Here is a 17,003-nt window from a genome sequence, read left to right as displayed (position 1 = left end):
TGATCCTAGCCGGGATTGTCAGGCAAATCGAAGTACCACGCGGGTGTGAAAAAGGGCGCCGCCCACGCCTCAAAGATGGAGACGTGAGCGGCAGGGAGGAGACTTATTTTCTTTTGATCAGTGCCTGAGCCGCGTCGGCAATAGCGGCCGGTGCCATCCCGAACTCATCGAGCAGCCATTCGGCCGGGCCGGTATGGGCAAAGACGCCGGGAACGCCGAGGCGTTTCATTGGCACCGGAGCCTGCTCCACAACCACTTCGGCGATGGCAGAACCCAGCCCGCCATAGATCGAGTGTTCTTCCGCCGTCAGGATCGCACCTGTTTCCGTTGCCGCCGCAACGATGGCCGCTTCATCGATCGGTCGCACGGTTGCCATGTTCAAAACGCGAGCTTTAATGCCGCGTGTTGCCAGGATGTCTGCGGCCTTGACCATGCGGTGTGTCAGGGTGCCGTTAGCGATCAAAGTCAAATCCGTGCCGTCGCGCAGGAGATTGGCTTTGCCGAGTTCGAAGATATGCCCTTCCGGCAGCAGATCCGGCACGCCGACACGCGACAGGCGCAGGAAGCAAGGGCCTGCATACTCAGCCGCCCATTTCACTGCAGCGGCAGTTTCGATACGATCACAAGGCGCAATCACCGGCAGATTTGGCAAAACACGCGTCCACGCGAAATCCTCGATGGAGTGGTGTGTCGGCCCAAGCTCGCCATAAGCCATGCCCGACGAAATGCCGACAAGTTTTACATTGGCATTGGAATAGGCAAGATCGGCCTTGATCTGCTCCAGAGCGCGGCCTGTCAAAAAGCAGGACGCGCCGCAGACGAAGGGCAGTTGCCCACCATTTGCAAGACCAGCACCAACACCAACCATGTTTTGCTCGGCAATACCGACATTGACCAGACGTTCTGGAAACTTCGCCTTGAAGCCGCCGAGCTTTGACGAGCCGACCGAGTCATTGCATACGGCGACAACGCGTGAGTCGTTTGCGGCAAGCATCTCAATTGTCTCGGCGAAGGCATCGCGGCAGTCATGGAGTTTGGGGGCAGATACGGGCGCGTTCATTATAATGCCTCCGAAAGTTCTTTGACGGCGATGTCATATTGTTCTTTGCTCGGCACCTTGTGGTGCCAATCCACCTTGTCCTGCATGAAGGATATGCCATGGCCCTTGTTGGTATGGGCCACGATGCAGTGCGGGCGATCGCTACGGTGTTCGAGTGCGGGAACGACCTCGCCCATCTCGTTACCGTTGATTTCAGAGACGTCCCAGCCGAATGCTTCCAGCTTGGGTCGAAGCGGTGCAATATCGTTGGTGTCAGAGAGCGCCGCACCTTGCTGGAAGCGATTGTGATCAATGATAAGCGTCAGATTATTGAGGCCAAACTGGGCGGCAGACATAATCGCTTCCCAGTTAGAGCCTTCCTGCATCTCGCCGTCGCCGGTCATCACATAGGTGTGGTAATCGGCGCCAGAAAGCTTGGCGGCTTTGGCCATGCCGACCGCAACCGGCAGGCCGTGGCCAAGTGGCCCGGTATTGGTCTCGACACCCGGCACCTTATTGCAGTTGGGATGGCCATTCAGACGCGAATTAGGCTGCAGGAAAGTTGAGATTTCGTCTTCCGGAATAAAGCCGCGCTTGGCGAGCGTGACGTAAAGGGCGCATGCCGTATGCCCCTTTGATAGGACGAAGCGGTCGCGCGCCGGGTTCTTCGGATCATCCGGCCAAATGCGCAGGACGCGGAAATACAGCGCCGTCATGACATCGATGGCAGACATTTCTCCACCCACATGACCTGCACCGGCTTCGAAAACGGCTTGCACATCGCGCAGGCGGATCTGGCGCGCCACGCGCTCTAGTTCTTTCGGCTCCATGAAATCCTCATCAAGATGCACGTGTGAATATTTATACATATAGCTATATAATTGCATAAGCGGCCAAAGTGTCAAGTTCCAAAAGAGACAGCGCGGTGATTTCATTTAATCACCCGCCCGCATCTGCGCTATTGACAAGGGTCCAGAAACTGAATTATGAATTTTGCACCGGATGTGAATATTTATTCTCATCGGACTAAAAGTTCTAACGTAAGACCAGTGGGAGGAGCCATGACCGTGTTGGAGCGCAAGGACGCAAACGTCCAAATGAAAAATCCGCTCGCCTGGTTGAGTGGAGCCACGGGACCTCTCGTCGGTCTGCTGCTTCTGTGTGTGTTCCTCTCTTTTGCCAGCGATAATTTCCTGTCGCTGCGCAATGGTTTGAACATCCTCGATCAAATCACCGTTCTCGGCATCATGGCCGTCGGCATGACGTTCGTTATTCTGCTCGGTGGCATCGATCTCTCGGTGGGATCTGTTCTTGCCCTGTCGATGATGATCATGGGATGGACTGCAAATGTCGCCGGGATGCCAATGGGCGCAGCCATCGTGCTAGCATTGCTGGCATCTGGCGTTTGCGGGCTTGCTGTCGGCATACTTGTCACCGTGTTTCGTGTGCCTGCATTCATCGCTACTCTTGCCATGATGTCGGTCGCGCGTGGTGTTGCCAACATGATCACCGACGGCCAGCAGATCGTTGGTTTTCCTGACTGGTTCATGATGCTCGCGATTGATCGGCACTTCGGCGTGCTAACCGCAACCGTGCTTCTGATGCTGGTTGTCGTCGCCGTTTCATGGGCATTTTTGCGCTACCGTGCTGAAGGCCGTACCGTCTATGCCGTCGGCGGCAATGCTGAAGTGGCACGTCTGGCCGGCATCAATGTTCAACTGGTGACTATCGGCGTCTATATCGTGTGCGCTGTTCTCGCAGGTCTTGCCGGTATCGTTCTCGCAGCGCGCCTCGACTCCGTCCAGCCGTCCAGCGGCTTTGGATACGAGCTTGATACGATTGCAGCGGTTGTCATTGGCGGCACATCCCTCTCGGGCGGCGCTGGAGGTATCGGCGGTACGCTTATTGGCGTCCTCATTATCGGCGTGCTGCGCAACGGCCTCAACCTTCTCAACGTCTCGCCTTTTCTTCAGCAGGTCATCATCGGCGTCGTCATCGTTCTGGCGGTCGGGGCAGAAACCCTGCGCCGTAGAAGAGCCTGATCTTCAAGCTTCGGCGGAGATCGACTCCGCCCTCAACAGACCATCTCCCTTCCTGGAGGGGGAGGAAACCGGCCCGAGGGGAGGAGGCAAAGTCTCCCGAAAGCCATCACCAAAACCGGAGGAAAACAACATGAAACTGTCTCGTATTCTACTGGCATCGGCAGCACTTGCCCTCTCACTCGGCTCCGCCAACGCCGCCGAAGTCAAGAAGATCGGCCTTGCAGTGGCCAATCTTCAGGCAAACTTCTTCAACCAGATCAAGCAGTCGGTGGAAGCAGAAGCCAAAACGCGCGGCATCACGGTCGTGACCGTCGACGCAAAGGGTGATGGCCCGACGCAGGTCAACCAAATCCAGGATCTTCTGACCCAAAATATCGACGCGCTGATCTACATTCCTGCCGGTGCTGCTGCCGCGACCGTTCCGGTGAAGCTTGCAAAGGCCGCCGGCGTGCCTGTCATCAACGTTGACCGTAACGCAGACGGTGCGCCTGGCGATACGTTCCTGGCGACTGATTCCGTCGCATCTGCAAAGTCGGTCTGCGACTACATCATCAAGCAGGCTGGCGGTAAGGGGAAGATGGTCATCATTCACGGCCAGAAGGGCACGACGCCAGAAGTGGATCGTACCAAAGGCTGCATGGAATCCGTCAAGGCGAACCCGGATGTGAAGATCGTTGCTGAACAATGGTCGAACATGTGGAGCCAGGACGAAGGCTTCCAGATCATGCAGAACATGCTTCAGGCAAATCCGGATGTCTCCATCGTCTTCGCTCAGGCGGACGGTCTGGCACTTGGCGCAGCGCAGGCCATCAAGGTTGCCAATCCATCGCAGAAGATTGTGGTTGGCGGTTTTGACGGTGACACCGCGGCCCTCGAAGCGCTGAAGAACGGCGTCTTCAATGCGACAGCCACCCAGCAGACGCAGAAGATGGGCCGCACTGCTGTCGAGATGGCCGTGAAGATTGTCGGCGGCGAGAAAGTTGCACCGGTTCAGTTGATGGATGCGACCCTGACCACCAAAGAAAATGTCGACGGCTTTATCGCCAACCATCCTTGATTACACTGCGGGTGCCGTTTCTCGGCGGCACCCCACCTCGTCGAACCGGACATGGCGCGTTGCGACCATCCGGTCGTCTCGATTGCAAGTTTTGGGAGGTCGTAAGCATGCGTGAGCCGGTTCTTTCGCTGCGTGGCATCAGCAAACGTTACGGTCCGCTTGAGGTCTTAAAGAACATCGATCTCGACGTTTATGCTGGCGAGGTCGTCGCGCTTCTGGGCGAGAACGGCGCAGGCAAATCGACCCTGTCTGGCATCATTGCAGGATCGCGCGAACCATCGCAAGGCACCATGACCTGGCTTGGCCAACCCTACGCCCCCGCCTCGCCGCGCGAGGCGATCGACAAAGGCGTCGTGCTGATACACCAGGAACTGAAGCTTCTGCCTGAGCTATCCATTGCGGAGAATGTTTTCATCGGGCGCTGGCCGATGAAAAATGGCAAGGTCGATCGTGCCGAGATGGTGAGGCGCGCGCAGGAGCAACTGGCCCGCCTCAATCTCCACATTCCCGCCTACCGCAAAGTCGTAGGCCTTTCCACTGCAAACCAGCAGCTCATTGAGATCGCCAAGGCGCTGGCGCTTGATGCGAAGCTACTCATCCTTGACGAGCCGACAGCAGCCCTTGGCGGGGCGGAAACGCAGGCGCTGTTCGAACAGGTCCGAAAGCTGAGGGCTGAGGGCGTTGGTATCATCTACATTTCGCACCGAATGGAGGAGATCCGACAAATCACCGACCGGATCGTCGTCTTGCGTGATGGAGAACGGGTCAACGAATTCGCTGATAGTTCTACGCCCGTACGCACCGTCGTGGAGAGCATGGTCGGCCGTTCGCTGGAGCGCATGTTCCCTACCCTACCGAAGGCCAGCCAAAAGGTCGTGCTCGAGGTCAAAGGACTGACAGGCGTCAACAGCGCATTTCGCAATGTCAGCTTCGATGTGCGTGCCGGCGAAATTCTTGGTATTGCAGGCCTCATCGGCGCTGGCCGGACCGAATTGGTGCGGGCAATTGCCGGTGCAGATGCGACTTCTCAGGGACACATTATCCTCAATGGCAAACAGCTCAACCTGAAATCCCCCTCCGACGCCATCGATCATGGCATCGTCATGGTGCCGGAGGATCGCAAGCTTCAAGGGCTCGTGGTCGAGCATGAAATCGGCGAAAACATTATCTACGCCAATCTCGACCTACTTGGAACGCGTTGGATCACACCTGGGCTCAAGCGTCGTTTCGCCAATGCTGCTATTTCGAAGTTTGGCGTTAAAGGCAAAGGTGAACAGCCGGCATCCGATCTGTCTGGTGGCAATCAGCAAAAGGTCGTCATCGCCAAGTGGCTGGCGCGCAATCCGCGTGTGGTCGTGCTGGATGAGCCAACCCGTGGCATCGATGTCGGCGCACGCGCCGGCATTTACGACATCATCGTCGATCTGGCGAAACAGGGCGTAGCGGTGATCGTGGTCAGCTCCGATCTTGAGGAAGTTCTCGGCGTTTCCAGCCGCATCCTCGTTCTTGCCCAAGGAAATCAGGCCGGTATTCTCAACCGTGACGAAGCCAACGATGTGTCCGTCATGGAACTGGCGACAATTTGAAAAAGGAAACCTGCATGTCCACGATCACGCTCAACGCGCCCAAGCTTTTCGATCTTTCCGGTCAGGTGGCCCTCGTCACGGGTGCGGGTTCTGGTATCGGCCAGCGCATCGCCATGGGTTTGGCACAGGCCGGCGCCGATGTCGCGTTGCTCGACCGCCGCACAGACGACGGCCTTGCACAAACGGCTGACTTCATTGCAAAGGCCGGTCGCAAGTCTGTTCAGATTGCCGCAGATGTCACCAGCAAGCAGGCGCTGGCAGACGCCGTAGCCAAAACCGAGGCGGATCTCGGGGCGCTATCGCTTGCCGTCAACGCTGCAGGCATCGCTAATGCCAATCCTGCCGATGAAATGGACGAAAGCCAGTTCCAGACGATGATGGATATCAACCTGAAGGGCGTTTTCCTTTCCTGCCAGGCTGAGGCCCAAGCCATGCTGAAGCACGGACGCGGCTCGATCGTCAACATAGCGTCCATGTCCGGTGTGATCGTCAATCGCGGGCTGATGCAGTGCCACTATAACGCCTCCAAGGCGGGCGTCATCCACATGTCGAAATCCATGGCGATGGAGTGGGTTGGACGCGGGCTGCGCGTCAACACGATCTCTCCCGGCTATACGGCGACGCCGATGAATACGCGTCCCGAAATGGTCCACCAAACAAAACTGTTTGAAGAGCAGACGCCGATGCAGCGCATGGCCAATGTCGATGAAATGGTTGGGCCGGCCATCTTCCTGCTGTCTGATGCAGCAAGCTTCGTGACCGGCGTCGATCTTCTGGTCGATGGCGGGTTCTGCTGCTGGTAACGGGCAGTCTTAAATTCAGATTACAAAATGAAAATGCGCCCGAACTGGGCGCATTTTGCATTGGTGACCTCAAGCCACCTGCTTGCGCTCTTCGGCTTCCCGGGCATTCACATACTCGACCAAGTCCTTAATCGTCACGAGCAAAAGACCGTGCCGTTCGGCAAACACCTCTAGATCGGGCAGCCGGGCCATGGTGCCATCGTCATTGGCAACTTCGCAGATGGTGCCGGAGGGTGCCTTTCCTGCGAGTCGGCAGAGATCCACGGCGGCTTCCGTGTGGCCGGCGCGGCCGAGAACGCCTTTCGGATTGGCACGCAACGGAAAGATGTGTCCAGGCCGAGCAAAATCTTCCGGCTTCGTCTCCTTGGTGACCAGCGCCTGCACGGTCTTGGCACGGTCCTGTGCGGAGATGCCGGTGGTCGTGCCAGGAATGTAATCCACCGATACGGTGAAAGCGGTCTTGTGGAACTCCGTATTGCGCGGAACCATCAAAGGAAGCTCCAACTCGTCCAGTCGCTCGCCTTCCATGGCAACACAGATGAGACCACGAGCGTGGTTCATCATGAATGCGATCTGGCCGGGAGTGATGGTCTCCGAAGCGGCGATGATATCGCCTTCGTTTTCACGATCCTCATCATCCACCACGATGACCATGTCACCGAGAGAGATAGCTGCGATCGCATCTTCAATTTTAGAAATCGTCATGTCTTGCCTTTCAAGGGTTATGCCGTTTCCGGCACTTTCGCGTTTGGTCAAACGCCAAATTTCCCTTGGGCGAACAACGTAATTAGGCCCCACTGGATGCGGGTCCTCTTTACCTTGTTCTCTTCCATCCGGACTATACCGTCGGCTCCGGCATCGCACCGGATCTGCTGACCTTCCGGAGACCGGAAGCGCTCGCGGGCTCCGGGATAAATCCCGATACCGCCGGTGGGGAATTGCGCCCCGCCCTGAGAACAAGACAATCATACGGCAAGCAGGAGCGGTATTTCAAGCTGGAAATAATGCATTGATTGGAGGCGATATCGGATAGTTAGATTGCCGCGGCTCTGCGAACAGCTTGAGTTCGTTATCTTCCACTCCCGTCCCTTCAGTTCAGAAGTTTCGTCCTTGTACGGTAGCGAAGGAGATCCGGCGAGGAGCATCTCTCCCCATCCACGGCACGGCCCCTTCACAGGGTGGAACCCGTCGCAACGGCACTTCCCAATAGTCCCCAGGACTGCATGAGAGATCTCAATGCATCTTTGTCAGCAGCATCGAGGACTGGAAGACCTGGCGCACGGACCGGTCCGACATGAAAGCCCTGCATGGCAACGGCTTCCTTCACCACCGTCACGTTGGCACCATTGCGATATTTTGTTCTCAGCCGTTCGAACAACTCGATCCGCTCGACGACGGAACGGGCAGCGGCAAAATCGCCAGCTGCGAGCGCCGCTTGCACCTGTAGCGAAAACTGCGGTGCAACATTGACCAGCCCGGACGTGAAGCCCTTCGCCCCCACCGCAGCAAAGGCAGGCGCCCAGCTTTCGGCCAGTCCGCATACATAAAGCGCGCCGTTTGAGTCGGACGCGGCAATTGAGCGGGACAGTAACATCACGTCTGTCGTCGCGAACTTTATACCGACGATATTGGGATGAGCGGCAAGGCGCGTCATATCTTCGACGCTAAAGCCTTCAGCCCGGACATAGGCGACGAGCGGCAGTTCGCTTGCTTCAGCAAGTCCGCGGAAATAGTCGATCTGGGATTGGGGCGCGGCGAAAGGATCCACGGGCTGATGCGACATCACCGCCGAGGCGCCCATGGATTTTGCTTGCCGTGCCATAGCAACAGCCTCGCGCTGAGACCTCCCGATGGCAGCCGTTACCGGCGCGACGCCTTCCACACCTGCGATGGCGGCCTCATAAACCTTGAGAATTTCATCGATCGTCAAGGCGTAGAACTCGCCGGTGTTGCCCGCAGCCACGATATTGTGGATACCGGCGCGCGCAACGCGGCTGTAAATCGTGGCAGTTACCTGTGCATCGATCTCACCATCTGTGCCGTAGGCAGTGATCGGCACGCCTGATACGCCGTGCAATCGGTCGCGCATGTCGAAGCGGTTCATGTCAGAAATCTCCAAATGAAAAGGATGTGCGGCTAAAGCGCAAACCGTTGAACGGGAGCGCCGGCGACAGGCGCATCGAAGGCGATGAGAGTGCCTTGTGCCCTCGACGTCCCCTCGCCGGTTGTCAGGCTGGTAACATAAAGCGTCTTGAGATCCGGCCCGCCGAAACAGGGCATGGTGGGACCGGCGAAAGGTATCTGGTAAATTTCGACGATCTGGCCTTCAGGGGAAATCCTATTCAAGCGACCGCCCTGCACGCCGGCGCTCCAATAGTAGCCTTCGCAATCGGTCGCAGCACCATCCGGTCTACCTTCGCCAGGGACAAAATCGTGGAGACGCTCTGCAGCTCCAACTGCACCAGTGTCGGCATCGAAATCGAAGGCTTGGAGCATGGGGCCGCTACTATCAGAGTGGTACATGCGTAGGCCGTCGGGACTCCAGGCCAGACCGTTGGACGTCAACAATCCCCCATCAATCAGGCAGGTGAAGCTGCGGTCGGGTGAAACGCGATAGAGTCTCGCATTCCCGGTTTGAGGAACGGCCTCGTCTCGCGTTCCCACCCAGAAATGACCGTCCGGCCCGACTTTACCGTCATTGAGGCGACTGTCCGGCCTTCCCCCGTCAGGATCGCAGAAGAATTCAAGTTGACCTGTTGCCGGATCAAGGAGATGAACGCCAGTCTGTAGTCCGGCGAGCACCATGCCGTTTTCGCACAGACCGAGGCAACCAATCGCCGCCGGCATGTCGAAACGATCGAGACTTCCGTTCGCCCTCAGCCGATAGGCAGCCGGTGCGAGAATATCGACGAACCAGAGAGCACCGGTTCGCTCGTCCCAAACGGGCGATTCTCCGACTGAAAGCGGCGTATCGATGAGCGAGCGAATTTTCGGTTCGAAAATCCTTTGTGACGTCATGCCTTCCTCTTTCCCCCCGAGCCGCCTCACGAGACAAAGCTCCGCTCCAGCGTGTGGCCCCAGACCACACCCACTCAAATTGTTCGATGCGGGATTGTCGTCGTCCCGAAGATGTTTTGTTAACTTCCCACCCCTTGGAACATGCGGGCACGTGCCATCAGGATATGGTTCTTCATCGCGTCGTGAGCGGCCTGTTCGTTTCGTGAGAAAATCGCCTCGACAATTGCTGTGTGTTCTCCCTGCACCTCACGCACGTGATGCGGAGGCCGCTTTAGACTCAGGCTTCTCGTAACCGACTGACCGATGGAAAAGTGAGGCCTGAACAGGGTTCGGACTGTCGCATGAAACTGGTTTCCACTCGCAATCGCGATGGCCTCATGGAGCGCAAAATCTTCGTCAGCACCCAGGTCTCCTCGCTCCAGGCATTTTTCCAGCGCCAGGATCGCGTCAGAAATGCGAGTGCGGTCGACAGCTTGCCAGTTCCGGGCGGCCAATTCAGCCGCCGACGCTTCGAGGCCCGCCCGGAACTCAAAGAAACGTTGGACATCAGCTAGAGACCCAACTGGCACTTGCTGCAAAATCGAGCGGTCTGGCCTTTGTCGCACATAGGAACCCGATCCTTTGCGCGACACTATAAGGTCATCATTGCGAAGGCGCTCCAGTGCTTCTCGCACTACCGGGCGCGACGCTCCCAAAAGGGCGGCAAGATTCTGTTCGGACGGCAACCTCTCGTTGACCGGGAAACGGCCGTCCGCAATCATCGATACGATTTTCTCGTAAATGATATCGCTGAAGCGGGTATCGCCTCTCGTCGGCGTCGTCGCAACTGGACCGTCCATCAGCGCCTCTTATCCTTTCTCAACTGCTCGAACTCTCCCTACACTTCCGGATAGAGACCGAAAACACTACGGCACGCGAGTCCTTTCTCAACGAAGACCTCAAGCACCGCCTGCTCGACTGCATCCTCCCACCACCTTTTGGGTAGTAGCGATTGTACAACCAGTGCCTCCGACCTTCGGCTTTCCACGCTCAAACAGGATGAGCGCGAGGAATTAAGGTGGGAAAATTGCCTCCCCACGCCTCTTTGTTGAAGTAGGTGTCAATCCTCCGCTTTGACAGCCTGAAGCTTCCCGAAACTTTTAGGAACACATAAAAAATCTGTAATAATCTGTCAATACTTGTAATCATCTGAAATCTGATTATGGTGCCCTTATCCGATGAGGAGATCGGAGAACGGTCGGGGAGGCCGTGGCCGGCAAACCGCCTAGCGTGGCGCCGGGTATCATCTTTGGGAGGGATTTCGGAATGCGCGAGAAGCAAGGACTTTCGCTGGGCGTGACGCGCCGTACGTTTTTGGCAGGTGTGGGCGGGGCCGTGGCCCTCTCAGTTGCCGGCGGCGTTGCCAAGGCGGCAAGTAGTGGAGAAGCGCCACAGCTTGCAGCCTTGGTAAAGGATGGAAAGCTGCCTGCGCTGAAAGATCGACTACCCGAAAACCCTCTAGTCGTCACTCCGCATGAGAAAATCGGTACCTATGGTGGCACCTTGCGACGCGGTATCCGCGGCTCCTCCGACCATAATGGCATCCTGCGCATGGTGGGCAACCAGGGTTTGGTACGCTGGAACCTCGAATTCACCGAGGTACTGCCAAACCTGGCAGAAAAATGGGAGATCAACGCCGACGCGTCGGAATTCACCTTCTATCTGCGTAAGGGGACCAAGTGGTCCGACGGTTACCCCTTCACCGCCGATGACGTGGTCTTTGCAATCGAAGACGTGGTGAAGAACAAGGAGCTTTACGGATCTACTCCGGCCCAGGTCTCAATTGGTGGAAAGGCTGTGGATGTTGCCAAAGTCGACGACTACACCGTCAAATTCAAATTTGCGGCGCCGAATGCGCTCTACCTCGAAAACCTGGCAACGCCTTTGGGTCAGCATCCAACCTTATTTGCAAAGCACTACTGCAGCAAGTTCCTCCCAAAATACAACACCAGCATCGAAGCCGAAGCGAAGGCGGCAGGTGCAGCAAGTTGGACCGAGTTCTTCCGCAGCAAATGCGGTGATATCGAAGTTCCGTCCCGATGGTCGAATGTGGACAAGCCTACTCTCGATCCATGGGTCGTGAAGGAGCCCTACTCCGGCGGCGCCACGCGTGTCGTGATGACGCGTAACCCCTACTTCTGGCAAGTAGACACCGAAGGCAACCAGTTGCCCTACGTGGATGAGATCAATTTCGGCATTTCCCAGGACGTCGAATCCCTGATGTTGAACGTCATCTCCGGCAAGATCGACATTCAGGAACGCCATATCAGCACGCTGGCCAATAAGCCCACTCTGTCCGAAAACGCGAAAAAGGGCGACTACCGTTTGATGACGCTTGTGCCCTCTGCGGCGCAGCAGTGCCAGATCTATCTTAACATCACTCACAAAGATCCGGCTATGCGGACGATGTTCGCCGACAAGTCCTTCCGCCAAGCGCTTTCCTTTGGGCTCAATCGCCAGGAAATCATCGATATCGTCTATTTCGGTCAGAGCGAGGGATACCAGACAGGACCCCGCCCTACTCATCCTTGGTACCACGAGAAGCTTGCACACCAGCTTACCGAGTACGACCAAGACAAGGCCAATGCCATGCTGGACAAGGCTGGCTACGACAAGAAGAACGACAACGGCATTAGGCTTCGTCCTGACGGTCAGCCTATATTCTTCGCAATCGATGTGATCCCGACCCTCTATCCGGATCTTGTCGATACGCTTGAACTGGTAAAGGCTCAGTGGGCCCAGATCGGTGTGGACATTAAGGTGAACACCATCGAACGCGCGCTCTACTATACACGTGGAGACGACAACGCCCATGATGCGGCCGTTTGGCCCGGCCCAGGCGGTCTCGACCCGATGCTCGATCCGCGTGACTTCTTCGCCTTCCATCCCCAGGGTTCGCGCTACGCCATACCGTGGGCACAGTGGTACACATCGAACGGGCAGAAGGGCCAGGAACCACCTGAAAGCCAGAAGAAGCGTTTCAAGCTTTTCGACGAGGCCCGCTCGACCGCCGACCTGCAAAAGCGTGGCGAGAAGATGAAAGAAATCTTCGATATTGCGGCAGACGAGTTCGAGACGATCGGTGTCTGCCTGGCTGTCGGCGGTTTCGGGATCATTCGCAACAATCTGCGCAACGTTCCTGAAACGGAACCCGACAGCTGGACGTGGCCAAATCCAGGTCCCGCCCTGCCCCAGCAATTCTTCTTCACCAGCTAAGGCACGGCCAACCAAGCCTATTAAGCGCGAGACGCTGATCTGAAAGGTCGCAACCGCTTCACGCGAACGATGGACGGTGCCGCATCTTCAAAATGCGGCACCCCTTTGATCCGCCACCCGCCGTCCTTCCGATGAAGATCAATCGGTCGGAAAACGTCAGCCATGGCCTTGCTTGCGAGAGACTTATGCTAGCCTTCATCGTTAAACGCCTTTTATGGATGATCCCATCGCTCTTTGCGGTCAGCTTCCTCGCTTTCGTCCTGATACAGCTGCCGCCGGGCGACTATGTCACGACCTACGTCGCAACGCTCGCTTCCTCCAATGAGGTGGTCGATCAGAATACCGCCGCGCTGCTCCGCGAACGTTTCGGTCTCGATCAGCCGATGATCATTCAATATCTAAAGTGGGTGTGGGGAATCGTCACGCGGGGCGATTTCGGCATCTCCTTCGAATGGCAACAGCCGGTATCCGGTCTGATCTGGGAGCGCATGGCACTGACCCTCGTGCTCGCCATTGCTAGCCTTCTGGCCACTTGGGCGATTGCGCTTCCCATAGGCGTCTATTCTGCGGTCAAGAAGTACTCGATTGGGGACTATTTCTTCACCGCATTCAGCTTCTTCGGTCTCTCAATACCCTCTTTCCTACTGGCGCTCGTGCTGATGTATGTCGCGGCGGTGGAGTTCGGGCAGGATGTCGGCGGCTTGTTCTCGCACGAATATCAGGCCGCTCCTTGGAGCATCGGCAAGATGATAGACCTGATGCAGCATATCTGGCTGCCGGTTATCATTCTTGCGGTTTCCTCGACAGCAAGCCTCATCCGCGTCATGCGGGCTAACATGCTGGACGAACTGCCCAAACCCTATGTCACGACCGCACGTGCCAAGGGTCTATCGGAGTTTCGTCTGCTGACGAAGTACCCCCTTCGTATCGCGCTTAACCCGTTCATCTCTACTATCGCATGGCTTTTGCCAAACCTGATTTCCGGTTCCGTTGTCGTCGCGATCGTTTTGAACCTTCCGACAGCTGCGCCTTTGCTGCTTCAGTCGCTGATGGCGCAGGACATGTATCTCGCCGGTGCCTTTGTCCTTCTGATCTGCGCACTGACGCTTATCGGCTCCCTGATCAGCGACATTCTACTGGCCCTCGTCGACCCCCGAATCCGTCTCGAATAGGAGCGCGCCCATGACTGATATCGCTATCACCGCTGGTCGCCCCGATCGCGCCGCCGTCGCCTCGCAATGGCAGCTGATCTGGTGGGCCTTCAAGCGCCACAAGCTCGCCATGGCTTCACTCTTCATAACCCTCGCGATGTACACGGTGGCCCTCGTGCCGGGCTTCTTCGCGGTCAACGATCCTGTCCTGCAAAACGCTCGTGCAACGTTCCATCCGCCTCAGCGCATTCATCTTTTTGATACGTCGAACGGCTTTGAGATCGGACCCTATTACTACCCGATGAAGCTGACCCGTGATCCCAACACTCTTGCAGCCATTTTCACGGAAGACACCACAAAGAAGGTGCCATTGCAATTTTTCGGTGGCGGTTATGAATACAACGTGCTGGGACTGTTCTCCTCCAACATTCATCTGCTAGCCTCCACCGACAAGAGCCGGCCGCTTTTCATCTTTGGCGCTGATCGTCTTGGACGCGATGTGTTTAGCCGAGTTGTCCAAGGCGCGCAGGTTTCGTTGTCGATCGGACTTGTCGGTGTCGCTCTGTCGCTTTTGCTCGGCGTCGTCCTCGGCGGCATTTCGGGCTATTACGGTGGACGCATCGACTTCGTCATGCAGCGCGTCATCGACTTCGTGCTGTCGCTGCCGACGATCCCGATCTGGCTGGCGCTTGCTGCGGCCCTTCCGCAGAACTGGCCGGCGACGATGCAGTACATGATGATCACCGTCATCCTGTCGCTTACCGGTTGGGCACAGCTTGCTCGCGTGGTGCGCGGTCGCTTCCTCTCCCTTAGAACGGAAGAATTCGTTGCTGCCGCGCGTTTGGATGGCGTGCCAGAACGGCGCATAATTTTTCGCCATATGCTCCCAAGTTTCTCAAGCCATATCATCGCATCGGTGACACTTGCCGTACCGGCGATGATCCTTGCGGAAACCTCGCTGTCCTTCCTTGGCCTCGGCCTGCAGCCGCCGACGATATCCTGGGGCGTCCTGCTGCGTGAAGCGCAGAACATCCGCTCTATCGCGACAGCCCCATGGCTCTTCCTTCCTGGTGTGGCTGTCGTCATCGCGGTGATGGCGCTCAACCTTCTGGGTGACGGCCTACGCGACGCCGCCGACCCGTACAACAAGTGAGATCACCGATGACAGACATCCCGAACATCGCGCCGCGCAAACCGCTCCTCGACGTCAGGAATCTCGTCACAGAGTTTCCTCTCCGAACCGGCGTCTTCAAAGCCGTCAATGATATTTCCTTTTCGATTGAACCGGGCAAGACGCTCTGCGTCGTGGGAGAGAGCGGCTCCGGCAAGTCGGTGACGGCGCGCTCCATCCTCCAGATCGTAGATGCTCCCGGTCATATCGCATCAGGATCTGTTCTTCTTAGCCGCGCCGATGGTTCAGTTGTCGATCTTGCCAAGCTTGATCCGCGTGGCAAAGCGATCCGCTCCGTGCGCGGAGCGGATATAGCTATGATCTTTCAAGAGCCGATGTCTTCACTTTCGCCGGTTCACACGGTCGGCGACCAGATCATGGAAGCGCTACGGCTGCACCTGAAGATGAGTAAGGCGGAAGCGCGCGCCGAAGCAATCTCACTGCTGCGGCAAGTTGAAATTCCAAACCCCGAGACGGCCATCGACAAATACGCTTTCCAGTATTCAGGCGGTATGCGCCAGCGAGCTATGATTGCGATGGCACTCGCCTGCAAACCGCGCCTCCTGATCGCCGACGAGCCAACGACTGCTCTCGACGTGACGACCCAAGCCGAAATCCTCGATCTCATCGCTCGGCTACAAAAGGCGAACGGTATGGCGGTGCTGTTCATTACCCATGACATGGGCGTAGTGGCGCAGATCGCCGATGATGTCCTCGTAATGCATCACGGTGTCGTCAAGGAATACGGTCCGGTAGAGCAGATCTTCCACGAGGCGCGCGATCCCTATACCAAAATGCTGATCGGTTCGGTGCTAAAGCTCGAGCAGAAGGCGGAAATACGGCTGAAGCGCCCGCCCCTCGATACGACCGCGCCACCGCTTCTCGAAATACGCGATCTGACGATGCACTTCGGCGCGATGAAGGCCCTGGACGGTGTGTCGATCAAACTGCTGCCTGGCGAGACGCTTGGCATTGTTGGAGAAAGTGGCTCTGGCAAGACGACGATGGGGCGCTCCATCATGAGGCTCTACGACCCGACGTCCGGCGAGATGCTCTATCGGAAGGCAGACGGTCGCATTATCGATCTCGCAAAGATCGAAGGCGAAGAGCTGCAGGCCGCGCGCCGGGAGCTGCGCATGGTGTTCCAGGATCCTTTCGGGTCTCTCAACCCCCGCATGACAGTTGCTCAGATCATCGGCGAACCGCTCCTCGTCAACGGGATAGCTAAAGACCGCGAGCTGGACGAACGGGTCTGTACGCTGATGGAGCAGGTCGGGCTCGATCCAAACGGTCGCGAGCGCTACCCGCACGCCTTTTCCGGCGGGCAACGCCAGCGCATTGGCATCGCCCGTGCCATCACGCTCAAACCGCGCATCATCGTCGCCGATGAAGCCACTTCTGCGCTCGACGTGTCGGTGCGTTTCCAAGTCCTCGATCTTTTGATGCGTATCCAGGACGAGCTCGGTCTCGCTTACATCTTCATCAGTCATGATATCGGCGTCATTCGCTACATGTGCGACCGGGTCGGCGTCATGTATCGTGGCAGGCTCGTGGAAGTCGGCGACGCTGAGAAGATCTGCAGCGCGCCCGATCACCAATACACGCAGGCACTGCTTTCGGCCATCCCACGTCCCGATCCGAGAGACCGCGATCGTTCACGGCGGTTCCGGTACACAGAGCCTGCGGTGCACATCGTCCCTCCCCTCGCCGCAACCAAGAATGGGAGCGTGCAACGATGAAAATTGAGGCCAATCGTACCGCTGCCGTGCACGCCCTGCAAATCGCCTGCTCAAAATTGATATCGGGCGGGTGGCCGGCCGTATTAACAACTGCAATGAGGGCAGGTGCAATTGGCTCCTCATCAAGTGAAGACCTCCCTCC

General features: G+C 57.3%; 14 protein-coding genes and 1 riboswitch. Of the genes, 8 read left to right on the top strand and 6 right to left on the bottom strand.

Annotated features, from left to right (window positions below; genetic code table 11):
- Positions 1–103 precede the first annotated feature (103 nt).
- Both PVA19_RS13540 and PVA19_RS13535 read right to left on the bottom strand, forming a co-directional pair.
- A complete protein-coding gene (locus PVA19_RS13540) occupies positions 104–1,060 on the bottom strand; it encodes a transketolase family protein (RefSeq protein WP_274102902.1) in 957 nt (318 codons plus the stop codon).
- Positions 1,060–1,869: a transketolase gene (locus PVA19_RS13535; protein ID WP_062442763.1), complete on the bottom strand. Its 810-nt coding sequence runs from the start codon at positions 1,867–1,869 to the stop codon at positions 1,060–1,062. Before PVA19_RS13535 ends, PVA19_RS13540 begins: the two co-directional genes overlap by 1 nt.
- A 231-nt stretch (positions 1,870–2,100) precedes the next feature.
- Here PVA19_RS13535 and PVA19_RS13530 point away from each other — a divergent pair, with 231 nt between their 5' ends.
- From PVA19_RS13530 to PVA19_RS13515, 4 genes are all read left to right on the top strand, one after another.
- A complete protein-coding gene (locus PVA19_RS13530; protein ID WP_062426909.1) occupies positions 2,101–3,081 on the top strand; it encodes an ABC transporter permease in 981 nt (326 codons plus the stop codon).
- Positions 3,082–3,211: 130 nt separating this feature from the next.
- Positions 3,212–4,138 (top strand): sugar ABC transporter substrate-binding protein, encoded by a 927-nt coding sequence (locus tag PVA19_RS13525; protein ID WP_062426908.1) that lies wholly within the window; start codon positions 3,212–3,214, stop codon positions 4,136–4,138.
- A gap of 107 nt (positions 4,139–4,245) precedes the next feature.
- Entirely contained in the window at positions 4,246–5,724 is a 1,479-nt protein-coding gene (locus tag PVA19_RS13520) for a sugar ABC transporter ATP-binding protein (RefSeq protein WP_274102900.1), read from the top strand.
- Positions 5,725–5,738: 14 nt separating this feature from the next.
- On the top strand, positions 5,739–6,527 hold the full coding sequence (locus PVA19_RS13515; protein ID WP_274102899.1) for an SDR family oxidoreductase: 789 nt from the start codon (positions 5,739–5,741) through the stop codon (positions 6,525–6,527).
- Positions 6,528–6,596: 69 nt separating this feature from the next.
- On the opposite strand, the gene ribB is transcribed toward PVA19_RS13515, so the two are convergent.
- From ribB to PVA19_RS13495, 4 genes are all read right to left on the bottom strand, one after another.
- Positions 6,597–7,232: a 3,4-dihydroxy-2-butanone-4-phosphate synthase gene (gene ribB / locus PVA19_RS13510; protein WP_274102898.1), complete on the bottom strand. Its 636-nt coding sequence runs from the start codon at positions 7,230–7,232 to the stop codon at positions 6,597–6,599.
- Between the two features lie 112 nt (positions 7,233–7,344).
- Positions 7,345–7,489: riboswitch (FMN riboswitch) on the bottom strand.
- Positions 7,490–7,698: 209 nt separating this feature from the next.
- Entirely contained in the window at positions 7,699–8,631 is a 933-nt protein-coding gene (locus PVA19_RS13505) for a dihydrodipicolinate synthase family protein (protein WP_274102897.1), read from the bottom strand.
- A 32-nt stretch (positions 8,632–8,663) separates the two neighbouring features.
- Positions 8,664–9,545, bottom strand: a complete 882-nt coding sequence (locus PVA19_RS13500) for an SMP-30/gluconolactonase/LRE family protein (RefSeq protein WP_274102896.1) — start codon at positions 9,543–9,545, stop codon at positions 8,664–8,666.
- Between the two features lie 119 nt (positions 9,546–9,664).
- Entirely contained in the window at positions 9,665–10,384 is a 720-nt protein-coding gene (locus PVA19_RS13495) for a FadR/GntR family transcriptional regulator (RefSeq protein ID WP_274102895.1), read from the bottom strand.
- 466 nt (positions 10,385–10,850) lie between these two features.
- Between PVA19_RS13495 and PVA19_RS13490 the strand changes: the two genes are divergently transcribed.
- The 4 genes from PVA19_RS13490 to PVA19_RS13475 all read left to right on the top strand — a co-directional run bounded on the left by PVA19_RS13490 (position 10,851) and on the right by PVA19_RS13475 (position 16,861).
- Positions 10,851–12,800 carry an ABC transporter substrate-binding protein gene (locus PVA19_RS13490; RefSeq protein WP_274102894.1) on the top strand — a complete coding sequence of 650 codons (1,950 nt, stop codon included), beginning with the start codon at positions 10,851–10,853 and terminating at the stop codon, positions 12,798–12,800.
- Positions 12,801–12,985: 185 nt separating this feature from the next.
- Positions 12,986–13,972: an ABC transporter permease gene (locus PVA19_RS13485; protein WP_062426900.1), complete on the top strand. Its 987-nt coding sequence runs from the start codon at positions 12,986–12,988 to the stop codon at positions 13,970–13,972.
- 10 nt (positions 13,973–13,982) lie between these two features.
- Positions 13,983–15,104 (top strand): ABC transporter permease, encoded by a 1,122-nt coding sequence (locus PVA19_RS13480; protein ID WP_274102893.1) that lies wholly within the window; start codon positions 13,983–13,985, stop codon positions 15,102–15,104.
- An 8-nt stretch (positions 15,105–15,112) separates the two neighbouring features.
- Positions 15,113–16,861 carry an ABC transporter ATP-binding protein gene (locus tag PVA19_RS13475; RefSeq protein WP_274102892.1) on the top strand — a complete coding sequence of 583 codons (1,749 nt, stop codon included), beginning with the start codon at positions 15,113–15,115 and terminating at the stop codon, positions 16,859–16,861.
- The last annotated feature ends 142 nt before the right edge of the window (positions 16,862–17,003 follow it).

Origin of the sequence: Agrobacterium sp. CNPSo 3708, from assembly GCF_028674915.1 — a bacterium.
GTDB classification, from domain to species: Bacteria; Pseudomonadota; Alphaproteobacteria; order Rhizobiales; family Rhizobiaceae; genus Agrobacterium; species Agrobacterium cavarae.
The sequence above is the reverse complement of the archived record's forward strand: the minus strand, read 5'-3'. Positions and strand labels throughout refer to the sequence as shown.